17 protein-coding genes are annotated in these 15,176 nt (G+C 41.6%); 14 read left to right on the top strand and 3 right to left on the bottom strand.

Going from position 1 to position 15,176, the window contains the following annotated elements; translation table 11 throughout:
- Nucleotides 1-34: 34 nt before the first annotated feature.
- Nucleotides 35-1,576, top strand: coding sequence for a hypothetical protein (locus P2W73_RS20140; protein ID WP_276503900.1), 1,542 nt, complete (start codon nt 35-37; stop codon nt 1,574-1,576).
- On the opposite strand, the gene P2W73_RS20135 is transcribed toward P2W73_RS20140, so the two are convergent.
- A complete protein-coding gene (locus P2W73_RS20135) occupies nt 1,553-2,065 on the bottom strand; it encodes a thermonuclease family protein (RefSeq protein WP_276503899.1) in 513 nt (170 codons plus the stop codon). The two genes, P2W73_RS20140 and P2W73_RS20135, sit on opposite strands and share 24 nt — an antisense overlap.
- Nucleotides 2,066-2,400: 335 nt before the next feature.
- Between P2W73_RS20135 and P2W73_RS20130 the strand changes: the two genes are divergently transcribed.
- From P2W73_RS20130 to P2W73_RS20110, 5 genes are all read left to right on the top strand, one after another.
- Nucleotides 2,401-3,264 (top strand): UbiA family prenyltransferase, encoded by an 864-nt coding sequence (locus tag P2W73_RS20130; RefSeq protein ID WP_276503898.1) that lies wholly within the window; start codon nt 2,401-2,403, stop codon nt 3,262-3,264.
- Nucleotides 3,257-4,336, top strand: a complete 1,080-nt coding sequence (locus P2W73_RS20125; protein ID WP_276503897.1) for a type III polyketide synthase — start codon at nt 3,257-3,259, stop codon at nt 4,334-4,336. Before P2W73_RS20130 ends, P2W73_RS20125 begins: the two co-directional genes overlap by 8 nt.
- Nucleotides 4,333-5,040 carry a methyltransferase domain-containing protein gene (locus P2W73_RS20120; protein ID WP_276503896.1) on the top strand — a complete coding sequence of 236 codons (708 nt, stop codon included), beginning with the start codon at nt 4,333-4,335 and terminating at the stop codon, nt 5,038-5,040. The genes P2W73_RS20125 and P2W73_RS20120 overlap by 4 nt, the downstream gene beginning before the upstream one ends.
- Nucleotides 5,033-6,217 carry an NAD(P)/FAD-dependent oxidoreductase gene (locus tag P2W73_RS20115; protein ID WP_276503895.1) on the top strand — a complete coding sequence of 395 codons (1,185 nt, stop codon included), beginning with the start codon at nt 5,033-5,035 and terminating at the stop codon, nt 6,215-6,217. The genes P2W73_RS20120 and P2W73_RS20115 overlap by 8 nt, the downstream gene beginning before the upstream one ends.
- A gap of 93 nt (nt 6,218-6,310) precedes the next feature.
- A complete protein-coding gene (locus P2W73_RS20110) occupies nt 6,311-6,583 on the top strand; it encodes a hypothetical protein (RefSeq protein ID WP_276503894.1) in 273 nt (90 codons plus the stop codon).
- An 89-nt stretch (nt 6,584-6,672) separates the two neighbouring features.
- Here P2W73_RS20110 and P2W73_RS20105 read toward each other — a convergent pair whose 3' ends face one another.
- Nucleotides 6,673-7,572, bottom strand: a complete 900-nt coding sequence (locus P2W73_RS20105) for an aldo/keto reductase (protein WP_276503893.1) — start codon at nt 7,570-7,572, stop codon at nt 6,673-6,675.
- A 51-nt stretch (nt 7,573-7,623) separates the two neighbouring features.
- Between P2W73_RS20105 and P2W73_RS20100 the strand changes: the two genes are divergently transcribed.
- The 4 genes from P2W73_RS20100 to P2W73_RS20085 all read left to right on the top strand — a co-directional run bounded on the left by P2W73_RS20100 (nt 7,624) and on the right by P2W73_RS20085 (nt 11,553).
- Entirely contained in the window at nt 7,624-8,397 is a 774-nt protein-coding gene (locus P2W73_RS20100) for an ATP-binding protein (RefSeq protein WP_276503892.1), read from the top strand.
- Nucleotides 8,398-8,432: 35 nt separating this feature from the next.
- Nucleotides 8,433-9,290 carry a phytanoyl-CoA dioxygenase family protein gene (locus P2W73_RS20095; protein ID WP_276503891.1) on the top strand — a complete coding sequence of 286 codons (858 nt, stop codon included), beginning with the start codon at nt 8,433-8,435 and terminating at the stop codon, nt 9,288-9,290.
- A gap of 61 nt (nt 9,291-9,351) precedes the next feature.
- Complete coding sequence (locus P2W73_RS20090) at nt 9,352-10,545, top strand: Gfo/Idh/MocA family protein (protein WP_276503890.1); 1,194 nt, start codon at nt 9,352-9,354, stop codon at nt 10,543-10,545.
- A gap of 99 nt (nt 10,546-10,644) precedes the next feature.
- On the top strand, nt 10,645-11,553 hold the full coding sequence (locus P2W73_RS20085) for a DMT family transporter (protein ID WP_276503889.1): 909 nt from the start codon (nt 10,645-10,647) through the stop codon (nt 11,551-11,553).
- 12 nt (nt 11,554-11,565) lie between these two features.
- Here the strand turns inward: P2W73_RS20085 and P2W73_RS20080 are convergent, their stop codons facing one another.
- The gene (locus tag P2W73_RS20080) at nt 11,566-11,958 is read right to left on the bottom strand and encodes a response regulator (protein ID WP_276503888.1); all 393 of its coding nucleotides are present in this window, start codon (nt 11,956-11,958) and stop codon (nt 11,566-11,568) included.
- 347 nt (nt 11,959-12,305) lie between these two features.
- On the opposite strand from P2W73_RS20080, the gene P2W73_RS20075 reads away from it, so the two are divergent.
- From P2W73_RS20075 to P2W73_RS20060, 4 genes are all read left to right on the top strand, one after another.
- Nucleotides 12,306-12,794: an asparaginase domain-containing protein gene (locus P2W73_RS20075; protein ID WP_276503887.1), complete on the top strand. Its 489-nt coding sequence runs from the start codon at nt 12,306-12,308 to the stop codon at nt 12,792-12,794.
- 151 nt (nt 12,795-12,945) lie between these two features.
- Nucleotides 12,946-14,133 (top strand): S8 family peptidase, encoded by a 1,188-nt coding sequence (locus P2W73_RS20070; protein ID WP_276503886.1) that lies wholly within the window; start codon nt 12,946-12,948, stop codon nt 14,131-14,133.
- Nucleotides 14,134-14,151: 18 nt separating this feature from the next.
- Complete coding sequence (locus P2W73_RS20065) at nt 14,152-14,610, top strand: hypothetical protein (RefSeq protein ID WP_276503885.1); 459 nt, start codon at nt 14,152-14,154, stop codon at nt 14,608-14,610.
- 21 nt (nt 14,611-14,631) lie between these two features.
- Nucleotides 14,632-15,174 carry a DUF1415 domain-containing protein gene (locus tag P2W73_RS20060; protein WP_276503884.1) on the top strand — a complete coding sequence of 181 codons (543 nt, stop codon included), beginning with the start codon at nt 14,632-14,634 and terminating at the stop codon, nt 15,172-15,174.
- Nucleotides 15,175-15,176 lie beyond the last annotated feature (2 nt).

Raw genomic sequence — 15,176 nt, 5'->3', positions numbered from 1 at the left:
ATAAGCTACAATCCTAATATGAAAAACCAAAGCGATGAAAATTCCTTCCACCCTGCTGGCCTTTATCGGCGGCGCCCAAGGTCGTAATCTATCCTTACGCCACTTTATTATCACCACATTTTTTGGTCTCCTGTTTTTGACCAAAGCGATGGCACAATCCAACCCGGCCTACACCCGTAGTTATTTAAACAACATTGTTGAAATCGGCTTAAGCGACTACGGCATCATAACAGGTGAGGATTCATCCAATATTTATTTTATCGCCGTACGTCGTGTCATTACTGAAAAACAAGACTATGCCGAAAGGATCGCACCGGTTATCAAGAAAGTAAAATTTTATAATGGCACTTACAGAACAAAAGCCGTCAAATTGAGTGAAGTACGTATCGGTGCATTTGCGTTGGTGCTTTATGAATCTGCGAGACCTGCAACAAGTCAATGGCAAAGGAATTATTATCATTCACTGACCTATAAAAAAGGCAAACTCTCCACTTTCCGGGATAAATGGTTGAGCGATAAAATCTGGTCGGTACACGACACAAAGATTGCAGTAATAAAACAGGGAAAAACCGGAGTTATAACCCTAAAGGTTCCCCGCGATGCCGGTGTTGCTAAAGGTATGCCTTTGATAAACAGCGATGGGTTTATGGCGGGTATATTAACCGAATCTACCCTGGGCAAAACAGTAGTGCGGGCAATTAATATGCAGGATATTGCCAATGCTCTCTACATTCTCGGAAAAAATGATTGCCGTTATTTTAGTATGGTGGAATGGGGTAAAGAAGATAATCGCTGTGTGCTGGAAGAAAAAGCAAGAATAGCAGCAGCTGAAAAAGCATTACTGGATGCAGAAGCAAAACTTAAACAGCCTGTCGAAACAATTGCCGACCCAACCCTTGCAGATACCATAAAAAAACAAAAGAAAAATCATTTCATTGATTATGGCATCAATGTTAGTTTGCTAGCTGACCCGTTGATGGATAACAATCCGGCCAAGGACAATTATTTTAGCACCCGTGCTTTCCACGCAGGACTATCATTTCATTTTAACATCGACAAAAAAGGCGCTAACAGGCTTACCTTGAAACCCCGTTTCGGAAGCTTCTATGAAAAAACAAATCAGAATTTTTGGGTTTCCCCCGGCGGCGAAGTAAGCATTTTTATCACCTCGTATAAATATGCGGAAATGCCCATTGTATTTGAAAGACGGATCATCAATGCTTCCAACTTTTCGATTTCTCTTGGCGCAGGTTATTCACCGGGATTAGTATTTGATCACAAATACAATCTGTGGGAAAAAGCCACGACGTCTATTTACAAGCAGTCAGTTTCGGGAGGTGGTTCAAATATTATCCATCGTGCTGTTGGTGAACTTTATTTTTACGAATCCAAATCATTACGGGTGGCAGCCGTCTATCGTAAAGATTTATCTGGCTATCCGCATCAAACATACCAGTTGCCGGTCAATGGAACTAATTATACCCCTTTTGCCGATCGAAAAAAATCCTGGTATATCGGGCTTGAATTAGGAATACGGCTAAGAGGATCGTGGTCACATCCAAGGATCGCTGAATAGGTTTTGACTAACCTGTTGTCGCTGTTTTCTAAACTCCCAGGGAGCGATGGGGCCCGGCTTTTTCCAAAGTCCTGCTTTAGCTTTTCTTGCCTGGCTTTCTGCCTGTGCAAAATTGATATCGGAGGAGTATTTTGAAAAATGCCAGGCAAACCCATTTTTAATCATCGCCAGGTTAATATTTTGACCGTTGCAATAAACCATTGCAATTGTTCGCCTGTTACGATCATGCCCGGTTATTTTTAATTGAACGTTCTTTTTAAAAATATAAGCGGCCAAGGCATTTTTTGCAGACTGATAAAAATCCTGTTTCTTTTCAGGACAGTCGATTCCATACATTCTCACCCTCAATGTTGCCTGATCTGCTGTCAGCAGATCAAATGTATCGCCATCCACAATTTTTATGACGGTTCCGGCCTGATCAGTGGCTTCTTTATTATTTATCTCCGGGGAAGCCAGGAAAAATAAACAGCTCAATAAAAACAGTTTCATAGGAAATGACTCTTTCGATTTTATCGTAAAGTTATCTTTTGTTGAATATTCAGGAGATGAGTTAACAATTTGTTAGGTCAATATCTTACTACTTTCCCTAAAAACAAATTATGCTTCGCTGTATTTTACCCTGCTGTTTGCTACTTGTTTCCGTTTCGTTATTCGCACAACCGAAAACAAATAAAACAGTTTTCATTATCGTGGACGGTATACGGCTGGGTGATATTGTCAAATCTGACCGCAATAGATGCTCAATAAGGGAAAAAATTCACCAGTCCTATCCGTCCTTTTTATTCGGGAACTAATACTAACTTAGAAATAAACAAACGGGGTCTATGCTTTCAGCTTCCACAATAAAATTGCTGCGGCTTCCTTTTTCCATTTTTTTATCCCCTATTTATTTTTTTGCTATATCACAGGTACCAACTGTTGATTGGACCAGGGCTATCTTAATTTTTATTATTCTTCATTTCATGGTCTACCCGGCCAGCAACGGCTATAACAGTTATATGGACAGAGACACCGGTAGCATTGGCGGTTTGGAAAAACCACCTTCACCATCAAAACAACTATATTTCACCACAATCGTTTTAGACCTCGCAGCTATCTTGCTGGGCTTTTTAATAACTCCGCTGTTTGGCTTCCTGATGCCACTTTATATCGGCGCTTCGAAGGCGTATAGTTACCGGGGTATCCGTCTAAAAAAATATCCGGTCATTGGCTACCTGACAGTCATTGTTTTCCAGGGAGCATTCACATTTTGGCTGGTATACTACGGCAGCCAGCAGATACCGGAATTTTTTGTTCCCTGGCAGGGCATGCTTATTTGCGCCTTATTGATTGGTGGTTTTTATCCCCTCACCCAGATCTATCAGCATCAGCAGGATTTTGAAGACGGCGTCATTACCATTAGTTATAAACTTGGTTACAATGGCACTTTTATCTTTTGTGCTGTTGTTTATTTTTTTTCATGGTTATTCATGGCACAATTCTTTATAACCACCAACCAGGGGAATGAGTTTTTGCTAGTAAGCATCTTTTTCGTTCCAATCGTCGTTTATTTCATCAAATGGTTTGTAGCGGTTAAAAAAGATAACCGTGCGGCCAATTTTAAAAATACGATGAAGATGAACTGGCTGGCTGCTATATGCACCAATTTGGCTTTTATCATTTTATTAATTGCAAATCAATTTGAGTAAGATTGTTTCGATAGCGACATCAGTACCTGAATACCGGCACGGGCAAGAAGATATTCTTGATTTTATGCAAAGAGTATATGCTTTAAATGAAGAGGATAAGCGTAAACTGAAATTTCTTTACCGGCAAGGTGGTATTGATACCCGCTATTCCGTCATACCCGATTATAGTTTACCAGCATCGGACTGGCAGTTTTATCCTCCTTCAGAAAATTTGGAGCCCTTTCCCAGCCTCGAAAAAAGACTTACCTGGTACCAGCAATATGCGGCTCCGCTCTCTTTAACGGCGATTGAAAAATGTTTACGAAACTCCAATGCTAATATCACTCATCTAATTACTGTTAGCTGCACAGGAATGAGTGCACCCGGGCTTGACCTTGAATTATTAGAATTATTGCAATTGCCTTCCACTACATTTCACACCTCGGTAAATTTTATGGGTTGCTATGCGGCAATTCAGGCCCTGCGAATGGCAGATGCCTTTTGCCGGACTGATAAAAATGCCAACGTGTTAATTGTGTGCACCGAACTCTGCACCCTGCATTTTCAAAAAGAACATACCATTGACAATATTACCAGCAGTATGCTGTTTGCCGATGGTGCAGCTGCAATTTTAGTCACGGGAAATAAAAAACAACCGGGACCCCTGATTGAGCATTTCTACTCAACAGTCGATATAAGTGGCAAAGATGATATGGCCTGGAAGTTATCTTCAAAAGGATTTTTAATGACGCTTAGCGGGTATGTCCCGGCTTTGATCGAAAAAGATTTTAGCGAACTGGTGATGAGTGCCCTCCAACCTGCCGGGTTAACAAAAGAAGATATCACTCACTGGTGCGTTCATCCGGGTGGTAAAAAAATTTTGGAAGCCGTGCATGGCAGCTTGGGTCTGCAAGATGGGCAATTGGATAAGTCGTATGAAGTGTTACAGCAGTATGGTAATATGTCGTCGCCGACGATTTTATTTGTATTGGAGAAGATCATGAATGAACCGAGCTATTCCAATACCGATAAGATCTTTGGTGCAGCCTTTGGACCGGGCATTAGCATGGAAACGTTTATTTTATCTGCATGATCAATCTACAACAACGCAGCTACCAGAAAGAGCTAATGGATGACAGCAACATTCCGTTTGCAGCTATCACACAAACTTTAAAGGAATTAAATATCATCAACACCTGGCTCGGCGGTCATGCGATCACCATTAGCGGCGTTAAACAATTAAAAAAAGGCAATGGGCCAATAATTATATGCGAGATCGGATGTGGTGGTGGCGACAATCTGGTTGCCATCGATAAATATTGCCGGAAAAATAATATCGCTTCATCTTTTATCGGCATTGACATGAATCCCGACTGCATTGACTTTGCAAAAAAGCAATACCCTCAATTAAACTGCAAATGGATCTGTAGCGACTATGCAACTGTAAGTTTCGGCAATATCAAGCCGTCTATTATTTTTTCGTCCCTTTTTTGTCATCACTTTACAGACGAGCAATTGGTTTTTATGTTAAGATGGCTTCGGCAAAATTCGCTTGACGGCTTTTTCATCAACGATCTTCACCGGCATTGGCTCGCTTATTACCTGATCAAATACATCACAAAATTTTTCAGCAAATCCTATCTTGTAAAAAATGACGCCTGCTTGTCTGTTGCCCGGAGCTTCACCGCAAGCGACTGGGCCAGGTTGTTTGAAGCGGCCAAACCAGGCAAGCCTGCTATTAAATGGCGATGGGCTTTTCGCTACTTAGTCAGTTATAAAAACGAGTCCAATGGCTAGCGCCAAAAACACTTTACCCGCAGAAGCTCCGGCTCACACTTATGTCCAAAACGAATACGACGCCGTCATAGTTGGCGGTGGTTTAGCGGGTTTGGCAATATCTATCCAACTGGCAAAAAGGGGTTATAAGGTCATTATTCTTGAAAAAGAACAATATCCTTTCCACAAAGTGTGTGGCGAATATATCAGCCTTGAGTCATGGGATTTTCTTATTGGGTTAGGACTTCCTTTGGATGAGATGAATATATCACACATTTCCCGGCTGCAGATCTCTCTGACCAATGGAAAAACGCTGGATCAGCAATTGCCGCTGGGCGGCTTTGGCATCAGTCGTTTTGTGCTTGATTATGCACTGGCAGAAATTGCAAGAAGCAATGGTGCTTTAGTTGAAGAAAATACGAAAGTAACCGGGATTCATTTTAACTCTTCTTCCTTTACTGTTGAAGCACAAGGAAAAGCTTATACGGCTCCTGTTGTTTGTGGCAGCTTTGGTAAAAGAAGCAACCTGGACATTCGTTGGAAGCGACCTTTTATTTCAAAGAAAAAAAGTAAACTCAATAATTATATTGGAGTGAAGTATCATGTGCAGGTTGATTTTTCACCGGATACGATTGCATTACACTATTTTCCCAACGGATATTGTGGTATAGTGAAGATAGAAGAAAACAAATATTGTCTTTGTTATTTAACCACTGCTGGCAACCTCGCCAGGTGCAATGGGTCCATTAAAGTAATGGAGCAAACAATCCTATCGCATAATCCCTATCTAAAAAAAATTTTTATTGAGCACTATAAACTGTTTGATCAGCCGGTTACCATATCGCAGATAAGTTTTGACCGGAAAACACAGGTAGAAGAACATGTACTATTGGCCGGCGATGCCGCCGGTATGATCACACCCCTATGTGGCAATGGAATGAGCATGGCCCTCCATGCCAGCAAACTGGCCGCAGAACAGATCGACCTTTTCCTGAAAGGAGCTATTTCCCGTGAAAAAATGGAGAAACAATACAATCGGCTATGGCAAACTAATTTTTCGAAACGATTAAAAACAGGGCGTATAATTCAAAGAATGTTTGACAACAAATGGCTTATTTATCTTCTCATATACCTGGGAAAAAAAATTCCTAAGCTCGCATTATACCTCGTGCGTCAAACTCATGGTAAATCTTTTTAAAAGAGTAAAGTTTATTGTCAAATTCTTCCAAATGTCATGGCATAGTTTTTAGATCATATAATGTATAATTATCTTCATCTAAAAACATGACACATGAAACAATCAGCGATCTTGTTTAATTTAAAACGCTTCCTGGGTATAATAATGCTTTGCCTCTTTCAAACCGCCTTATTGGCGCAGGATAGTACCAGCTCGAGTACTTCAAAAACAACTACGACAACTACCACTACTACAACATGGTACACACAACCATGGGTATGGGTTCTGGGCGGGGCAATATTTATTTTAATTCTTTTTGCCCTGATGCGTGGCAATACGTCCAGCACAACGGAAAAAACTACCGTAGTAAGAGACAGGGAAGTTTAAGTTATTCAGCGGTTCACTCTTGTCGCACTGTGGTATTTTTTCCACTTAATTATAATCAGCTCCGGCTTAAAGTTTGGAGCTTTATTTTTTTAGCGATGTTGTTCATAATATTTCGCAGGTAGCGCTTCCTGCAACATTGCCATAGCTTCTTCAGTAAGTTTCTCTTTATTGGTTGTTGCAGCAATCTCTTTCAATTGTTCCATTTTACTTATCCCTATCACCGAGGCCGTTATAGCTGGTTGTTGCAATACATATAATAAAGCAGTTTGCGCAGCAGTTTGATTAGTCACAGTAATTCCCTGCATTAATTGAGCCGCCGCTATGATCGCCCCAGGGGTATGACCTAAATATTCTTTCGCAGGTTTATTGATCAGCAGGCCCTGTGCAAGTGAACCTCTCGCCAATACGCCAATATTATTTTCCTGTAATAAGCCGAAAATAGTTTCCTCCGGTCTTCTGTCGGCCAGGCTATATTGCATCATTACACTTACAATCGAAGAACGCTTTACATATTCACGGATTACATTAGGCCTGATAGAGGAGATTCCATAATACCGGATCTTTCCTTGTTTCTTTAAAAGTTCAAATGCCTCAATCGTTTCATCGATGGGATCGTCGATAGTGCCACCATGCAATTGGTACAGATCAATCTGATCAGTCTGCAATCTTTGCAGGCTTGACTCTACAGCTTTTACAATATATTCTTTGCGGGGATTCCACTCCCAACCGCTTCCATCTTCTTTCCATTGATTGCCGGCCTTGGTTGCAATAATCACTTTGTCTCTTTTTCCCTTCAATGCTTTGCCCAACAATTCTTCGTTTTTTCCCTTGTCATATAAATCAGCCGTGTCAAAATAATTAATACCCTGTTCTATTGCCTGGTCAATTATTGCTTTGGCTTCCTGTTCTTTTAAGGGAGACAAGGACATGCAGCCGAGGCCGATCGTTGAAATCCGAAGTTCAGACTTGCCCAATTGCTTATATTCCATAACTAAATTTTATTTTACAGGGGGATAAGAGAAACTGTAACTTGCAAAAATATGGAACTTCCCCTCCATCATATGACCACCCAAAAACACTGGGCAGATATTGTTTTAAACTCTTCTACGTTACAACAAATAGACCAACTCAGAAGTTGGCTGGCGCAGCATGCAGGTTTGGTAAATCAAAAAAACAAGTTGAAAGACGGCTACCGCGTTTTATTCTACGGCCCGGGCGGTACTGGCAAAAGCACGGCCGCATCCATTTTAGCAAAAGAAATTTCAACTGATATCTGCCGTGTTGATCTTGCTGCAACGGTTTCAAAATACATTGGGGAAACAGAAAAAAATCTTGCCCGGCTTTTTGATACTGCAGAACAAAAAGGCTGGATATTATTTTTCGATGAGGCGGATGCATTGTTTGGTAAACGGAGCGAGGTTAAAGATTCACATGACAGGTATGCAAACCTGGACGTTAACTATTTGTTGCAACGCATCGAAAATTATAATGGCCTGGTCATTATGGCAAGCAATATGAAATCAAATATTGATGAGGCCTTTACCCGCCGTTTTCAATCGATCATCCATTTTCCTCCGCCAACCAAAGAGGAGCGGAAAAGAATTTGGGAAATGGCCCTCGGAGATAATAGTTTGCTCAACAATGAAACGAAGCTGAATTCACTTGCAGAAAATTATGAACTGACGCCGGCTGTAATTATCAATGTTACGGATTCAATAAAAACCAAACTGGCATCCAAAAGAGAATTAAACAAAGAGCAATTGTATGAGAGTTTACAAGCCGAACTTGCTAAACTTAAATCAAACAACGAGTAGTCTAAAAAAAATTTTCACTTTTAAATCCTCTGATTATGGCACGATTAATTTCTGACCAGGAAGTCCGGGCCTTTCACAAAGATGGTTATGTCATTGTTCCTGACTTTTTCAGTAAAGAAGAAATCGACAAGCTTTACAGCATTGCTGTTGAAGACACCGTTATTAATCAGCATGCGGTTGACCTCAACGATCAGTCTGGTAAAAAAACAAAATTAACACTGTGGTTTAAACCGGGTGACGATGTATACAGCCTTTTATTGCGCAGCAACCGGATGGTGAATTCTGTTGCCAAATTGCTTGACAGCGATTCACCGGTCTGTCATTTTCATACCAAACTGATGCAAAAGCAACCCAAAGTAGGCGGCGCCTGGGAGTGGCACCAGGATTATGGTTATTGGTACAAAAACCAGTTTCTTTTTCCAGATCAGCTTGTGAGTGTGATGATTGCTTTAACTGAAGCCAATAAGGCCAATGGATGCCTGCAGGTGATCAAAGGTTCGCATAAACTCGGTCGTGTCAACCATGGCTTTGCCGGCGAGCAGGTTGGCGCCGATATGACGATGGTAAACCATGCCTTGAAAACAATGGACCATGTATATGTTGAAATTCAACCCGGCGATGCCTTGTTCTTTCATAGCAATTTGTTGCACCGGTCCGAAGCCAACACATCTGATAAACCACGCTGGTCGATCATCTCTTGTTATAACTCCTTATCCAATCCCGCTTACAATGATGATTCCACATCATGGAAGGAACCGGTCAATATTGTTGCTGACAGTGCGTTGATGGAAGCCGCTGCAAAAGGCGCCTCAGAAGCAGGTGATTTTTTGCAAAAAGAAAAAGACCCCGCATTGAAAGAAACAGGCTGGGAAAAAGAAGTGAATACAAAGTGAAAAGTGAGAGGTGAAAAGTGAAAAACAATAAACCAAAAAACAGTAAACTATAAACATCACTATGCAACGTATCGCTATGCTTGGGTCGGGTTTTATCGGCCGGTTTTATGCTGAATCATTACAGGGTCAACGAAGCAAGGATAAGATTGTCAGCATTTATTCACGCAGGGAAGAGAGTGCTAAAAAATTCGCCGCGGACTACCACTGCGAACATTGGACCACATCCATGGAAGAAGCGATTGCACATCCCAATGTAGATGTGGTTTGTATTTCACTCCCCAATAATTTGCACGAGGCTGCAGTATTATTATGCTGTAAACACAAAAAAGCAGTGATCACAACCAAACCGCTTGGCAGAAATGCGGCGGAGGCGAAGCGAATGCTGGAGGCTGTTGAAGCCGCCGGCATATTCAATGGTTATTTGGAGGACCTTGTTTATACACCTAAATTTTTAAAGGCTATTGAAAGTGTAAAGGCAGGTGCTATTGGTCGCATACTTTGGGCAAAATCAAGGGAAACACATCCCGGGCCACACAGCGATTGGTTTTGGGACATAGAGCAGGCCGGTGGCGGTTGCATTTTAGACCTGGGTTGTCATTGCATAGAGATTACCCGAAGCTTTATTGGCAAGGACATAAAGCCCGTCGAAGTAATGTGCTGGGCCGATACACAGGTAAAACCTATCGATGCCGAAGATCATGCAATAGGATTGGTGAAATATGAAAACGGCGCCATCGGCCAGTTTGAAGTAAGCTGGACCTTTCGCGGTGGCCTCGATCTGCGGGATGAAGTGATGGGTACCGAAGGAACCATCTGGATGAATAATTTTTTACGAACCGGCTTCGAAATGTTTTCGACCGGTAAGGGTGCTGATTACGTAGCCGAAAAAGCAGAAAGTGACAGAGGCTGGTTGTTCCCGGTTGGCGATGAGCTAAACGAGTTGGGATATAACCATATGTTTACTGATATGTTCAATGCGCTGGAAAAAGGTAAAGCGCCAAAAGAAACTTTTTATGATGGCTATGTGGTGAATGCTGTACTGGACGCCGCTTATAAATCTGCAAAAACAAAATTGTGGGAGCCGGTGCAACTGGATATCTGGAGAGGTAAAGTGGGTGTAAGCAAAGACAGTCATTTAACCGACTACGACGCCGATCACTATTTGATCAAAGAAGAAGTGACACACTATGGCGCCAAAAAATTAATCCTGAAAAATAAACAGACGAATAAGATTATTGAGAAGGTACTTGAATAATGTAATGAAATGATGTTTTGCAAATCCCGCCAACAGCGGGATTTGTTTTTTGAATAAAGCTTTATTCAATCTTCCAAACTATCTTCGTCGCCATTCTCCATGCATACCACTCCTGCAAAAAATGTTTATATCGGTATCGGCCTTGCCCTGCTGGCAGTCATCATTTGGTCCGGCAATTTTATTGCGGCCCGGGGTGTGATCAAACAAATTCCACCTGTCAGTCTTGCATTTTATCGCTGGCTGACGGCTGCTATTATTATTATCCCTTTTGTTATTAAGCGACTGAAGACGGAGTGGAAAATAGTGAAACGGTCAGGAGGGCATTTGTTTTGGGCGGCTTTAACAGGTATTGCTCTTTTCAATACATTCGTTTATATCGGCGCTCATTATTCTACTGCGATCAATCTCGCCCTGATCGGTACTACTTCCTCTCCCATCATTGCCATTGTGCTGGCCCGGATTTTCTTAAACGAGAAGATCGGTCAATTAAAAATTGCCGGTATGTTACTTTGCCTGGCCGGTGTTCTGTATCTCTTGTCAAAGGGAAACATCTCTAACCTGCTCAACTTCCGGTTTACAGCCGGTGATGGCTGGATCTTATTAGCAGCTTTTTGTTTTGCGGTGTACAATACACTGGTAAAAAGAAAACCAGTGGGTTTGTCGCCGGTTAATTACCTGGCTATTCTTTTTTGTATAGGAACACTGTTGTTATTTCCATTTTATCTGTGGGAAATTTCACATGCGCCGAAAGTTGAATGGAATATCAATCTTTTGCTTGTCATCATCTACCTTGGATTAGGCACCTCCGTTATTAGTTTTCTATGCTGGAACCTGGCTATTGGAAAATTAGGCGCGGGCCGAACGGCTTTGTTTGGAAACCTGATACCCGTATTCAGCAGTATCGAAGCCGCCTTGATTTTACACGAAGAATTTACAACGACTCATATTATAAGCATGCTGTTGGTATTTACAGGAATCGTCATTGCAAACCTGAAGCTGGCGAAATAAAAGAAGAAGTTGTTAATCCCTTTGAACGGGCACTCTTCTAAAATTAAGTTTGTCCAATACCAGGTCAACGGCCCTCCTGGTAAAAGGTTTCCGGAGAAAATAATGGATCCCCTCATCAATAGCTTTTTCCCGGATCCAGGGTGAAGAGTCCGCAGTCATCATAATGATCTTGATCTCATTATCAGACTCTTTGATCTTATGAATAAAATTCACACCAAGCCCCCCGGGAAAATTATTATCGAGAAAGATAACCGTCGGTTTTAGGTAGGAAAGATAGATTTCTGCTTCTTCCAATGTGTTAACGATCAGCGTATGTATTTTTCTCGCTTCCAAAATAGCGGCGAGCAACAGGCCAAGATCTGCTTCATCATCAATTATCATCGCTGTTTGCACTGGTAGCCCCATTCCTCTGTGGTTTATGAATTGAAAGCAAAAATTTCGCCCAATTTTTATAACGGGAATAAAAAATCAAATGAGTATTCATTTACTCACATCGTCCTAAAATTCTACACCACATTCACTGCGTTTTTTGCACGGAATTTTACGATGCATAAGTTTATACTCTTATTATCCGTTATGCATTGACTACTGCTTTGATTCCTTCAAATTGAATTGGTTTAACAGGGACTTTTAGTGCTTTTATCGGATCACAAATTTTTGAAGCACCTATCAAAAGCGATTTTACAAACAGTCGATAAGAATTTCAATCATTTGATTCATTAATTTCATTTATCAAAACCAATAGCTTGCTTATGTCAATCAGAATTTTTATCACCGGTGGAACATTTGACAAAGAATATAATGAACTCAACGGCGAACTATATTTTAAAGACACTCACCTGCACGACTTGCTGGAATTAGGCCGTAATAAAGTGCCTGTTGTGATTACGACACTGATGCTGATCGACAGTTTAGAAATGACGGAAAAAGATAGAGAAGGAATTGTGGAGCAATGCAGGCTATGCCCTGAAGACAAAATCATCATTACACACGGCACCGACACCATGGCCGAAACAGCCCGTGTGTTGGCAAAAAATGTTACTGGTAAAACAATTGTATTAACCGGCGCCATGATCCCGATTAAATTCGGTAGCTCCGATGGCTTATTTAACCTGGGCGGCGCTATGGCTTTTGTGCAGACATTGCCTGCCGGAGTTTATGTTGCCATGAACGGTCGCTACTTCAACTGGAATAATGTTCGAAAAAATAAACTCACCGGCCGTTTTGAAGAATTATCATAAATTTTTTGTTGCCATTTTTTGGGCTTCAAAAAACAGGATTACAATTAGCTGACATTCGGCCAACACCATCTTTATAAAAAGCTGTTAAAGCAGCTTATAAGACGCCAATAAGGCATGGAAAATGCGTTAAGGATAAGCTTAATATTTCGCCATGACCCTTAACAAACTTCTCCCTGCATGCCTTTTAACGTTGGTGTTATTTTACAGTTGTAAAAAATCAGCCAATGACTCCATAACAAAGAACCCGGGCGACGATATTGATGACTGTGTTCAGACTAGTTTCATCATTTCTAATGACACCTTAGAAGGCCAGTATATCGTCGTTTACAAAACTTCAGCAGAAGAGACTAGGACGATTAGTTCCCGAAGGTCTAATGAATTGAACAGTAATGTGCTGGAAAGACATCATATCGCAAGGCAGGCATTGAAAAGAAGTTTCGAAGGCCGCAATGCCGGTTTTGTAGCCCGTTTATCATCTGATGAAGCAAAGCGGCTGGCACAAGATGAAACAGTGGCTGCCATAGAACCCGACAGGATCATTTCGCTGGGTACCTGTTTTACCGTAGCTGCCCCCCGGTTAATCACCTGGAATATTAACCGCGTTGGCTATGGAAATGGTATTGGCAAACGAGCCTGGATCATCGATACCGGGATAGATTTTGCCCATCCTGATCTTACGGTCGATGCTACACTCAGCAAGTCATTTATCAGCGGTCAAAGTTCAGCGGAAGATGAAAACGGTCATGGCACCCATATTGCCGGAATCATTGGGGCTAAGAATAACACCTTTGGTGTATTGGGTGTTGCCTCAGGCGCCACATTGATTTCACTCAGGGTGTTGGATAAGGATGGCAAAGGCTTATTATCAAACATTATCAATGCACTGGCTTATGTAAGCAGTAATGCGTCAGCGGGTGATGTGGTGAACCTGAGTGTGGGTGATGAGGAGGGGATTTCAACTACCCTTGATCAGCAGGTTAAAAACACAGCGGCTAAAGGCATTTATATCTCCATTGCCGCAGGTAACGAAAAATCGCTGGCTAACAAATATTCTCCCGCCAGGGCCAATGCCGCAAATGTCTACACGGTATCAGCAGTCGACAGTCTTGATAACTTTGCAAAGTTTTCTAACTATGGAAATGATGTAGTGGATTTTGCAGCGCCAGGAGTCCGCATATTATCTACATTTACCAACGGACGCTATGCTTACCTGAGCGGCACTTCCATGGCGGCGCCGCATGTTGCAGGTTTACTATTGTTAAGAGGAAATGCGATCAGCAGCGCCGGCAGTGCAAAGAATGATCCTGATGGCCAGGCTGACCTGATAGCACATTACTAATTTTCTTTACCAAAGAAGATGATAGAGCCAGCTTTTAAGATTAAGGTCTACAATCGCTTTTTGCAAACAGTGCTCGATAAGGTTTCGATGCTGCAACAGGAACTATTGGATTTAAAAGAAAGCAGCAGTAACGAAACCAAGAGTACCGCTGGTGATAAACATGAAACCGCTTTGGCTATGCTGCAGCTCGACCAGGAGAAAACAAGCCGCCAGTTACAAGATGCTTTGGTTCAGAAAGCATTGTTTGAACAAATAGATCCTGCCATTTCAACCCAAGGGATTACCAATGGAAGTCTTGTGAAAACGAATAAAGGCTATTTGTTTCTGAGTGTTGCCATTGGAAAAATAATAATAGATGGAAAAACTGTGATTGCTCTTTCACCAGGATCACCAATGGGTAAAGCCTTAATGGGTCTCCGGAGAAACGATACCGCTTCTATCAACGGCAACCTTTATCAAATTGAAGACATCTGCTAATTTGATTTTTATCTTCGTTGAATGGAAAATGCCAGCAAGGTTATTGAGCAAACAAAAAAATGGATCGTTGACGTAGTGATTGCCTGCAATTTTTGTCCGTTTGCTGCCAGAGAAATAAAAAGAAACAGTATTCATTACGAGGTAGTGACTGAAACAAACCTGAAAAAATCCCTGCAGCTATTTATAAATGAATGCCAGCGACTGGATAGCCAAACTGAAATTGAGACCAGCCTTTTAATTTTTTCCAAAGGATTTTTTTCATTTAACGAGTACCTGGTCTTGTTGCGTGAAGCCGAAAAACTACTAAAACGAAAAGGATACGAAGGCGTATACCAGCTGGCCAGTTTTCATCCCCATTATCGTTTTGCGGAAGCATCGCCCGATGATGCTGCTAATTATACCAACAGGTCTCCTTATCCAATGCTTCATTTATTAAAAGAAGAAAGTATTGAAAAGGCCTTGCAGCATTATCCAAACCCGGAGCAAATTCCCGAAAGAAATATCCGGTTTGCGCGGGAAAAAGGGCCAGCATATATGAAGATGCTAAGAGATTCCTGCCTGTAGGG

Origin of the sequence: Terrimonas pollutisoli, from assembly GCF_029360765.1 — a bacterium.
GTDB classification, from domain to species: domain Bacteria; phylum Bacteroidota; class Bacteroidia; order Chitinophagales; family Chitinophagaceae; genus Terrimonas_B; species Terrimonas_B pollutisoli.
This window is presented reverse-complemented; position numbering and strand designations above follow the sequence as displayed.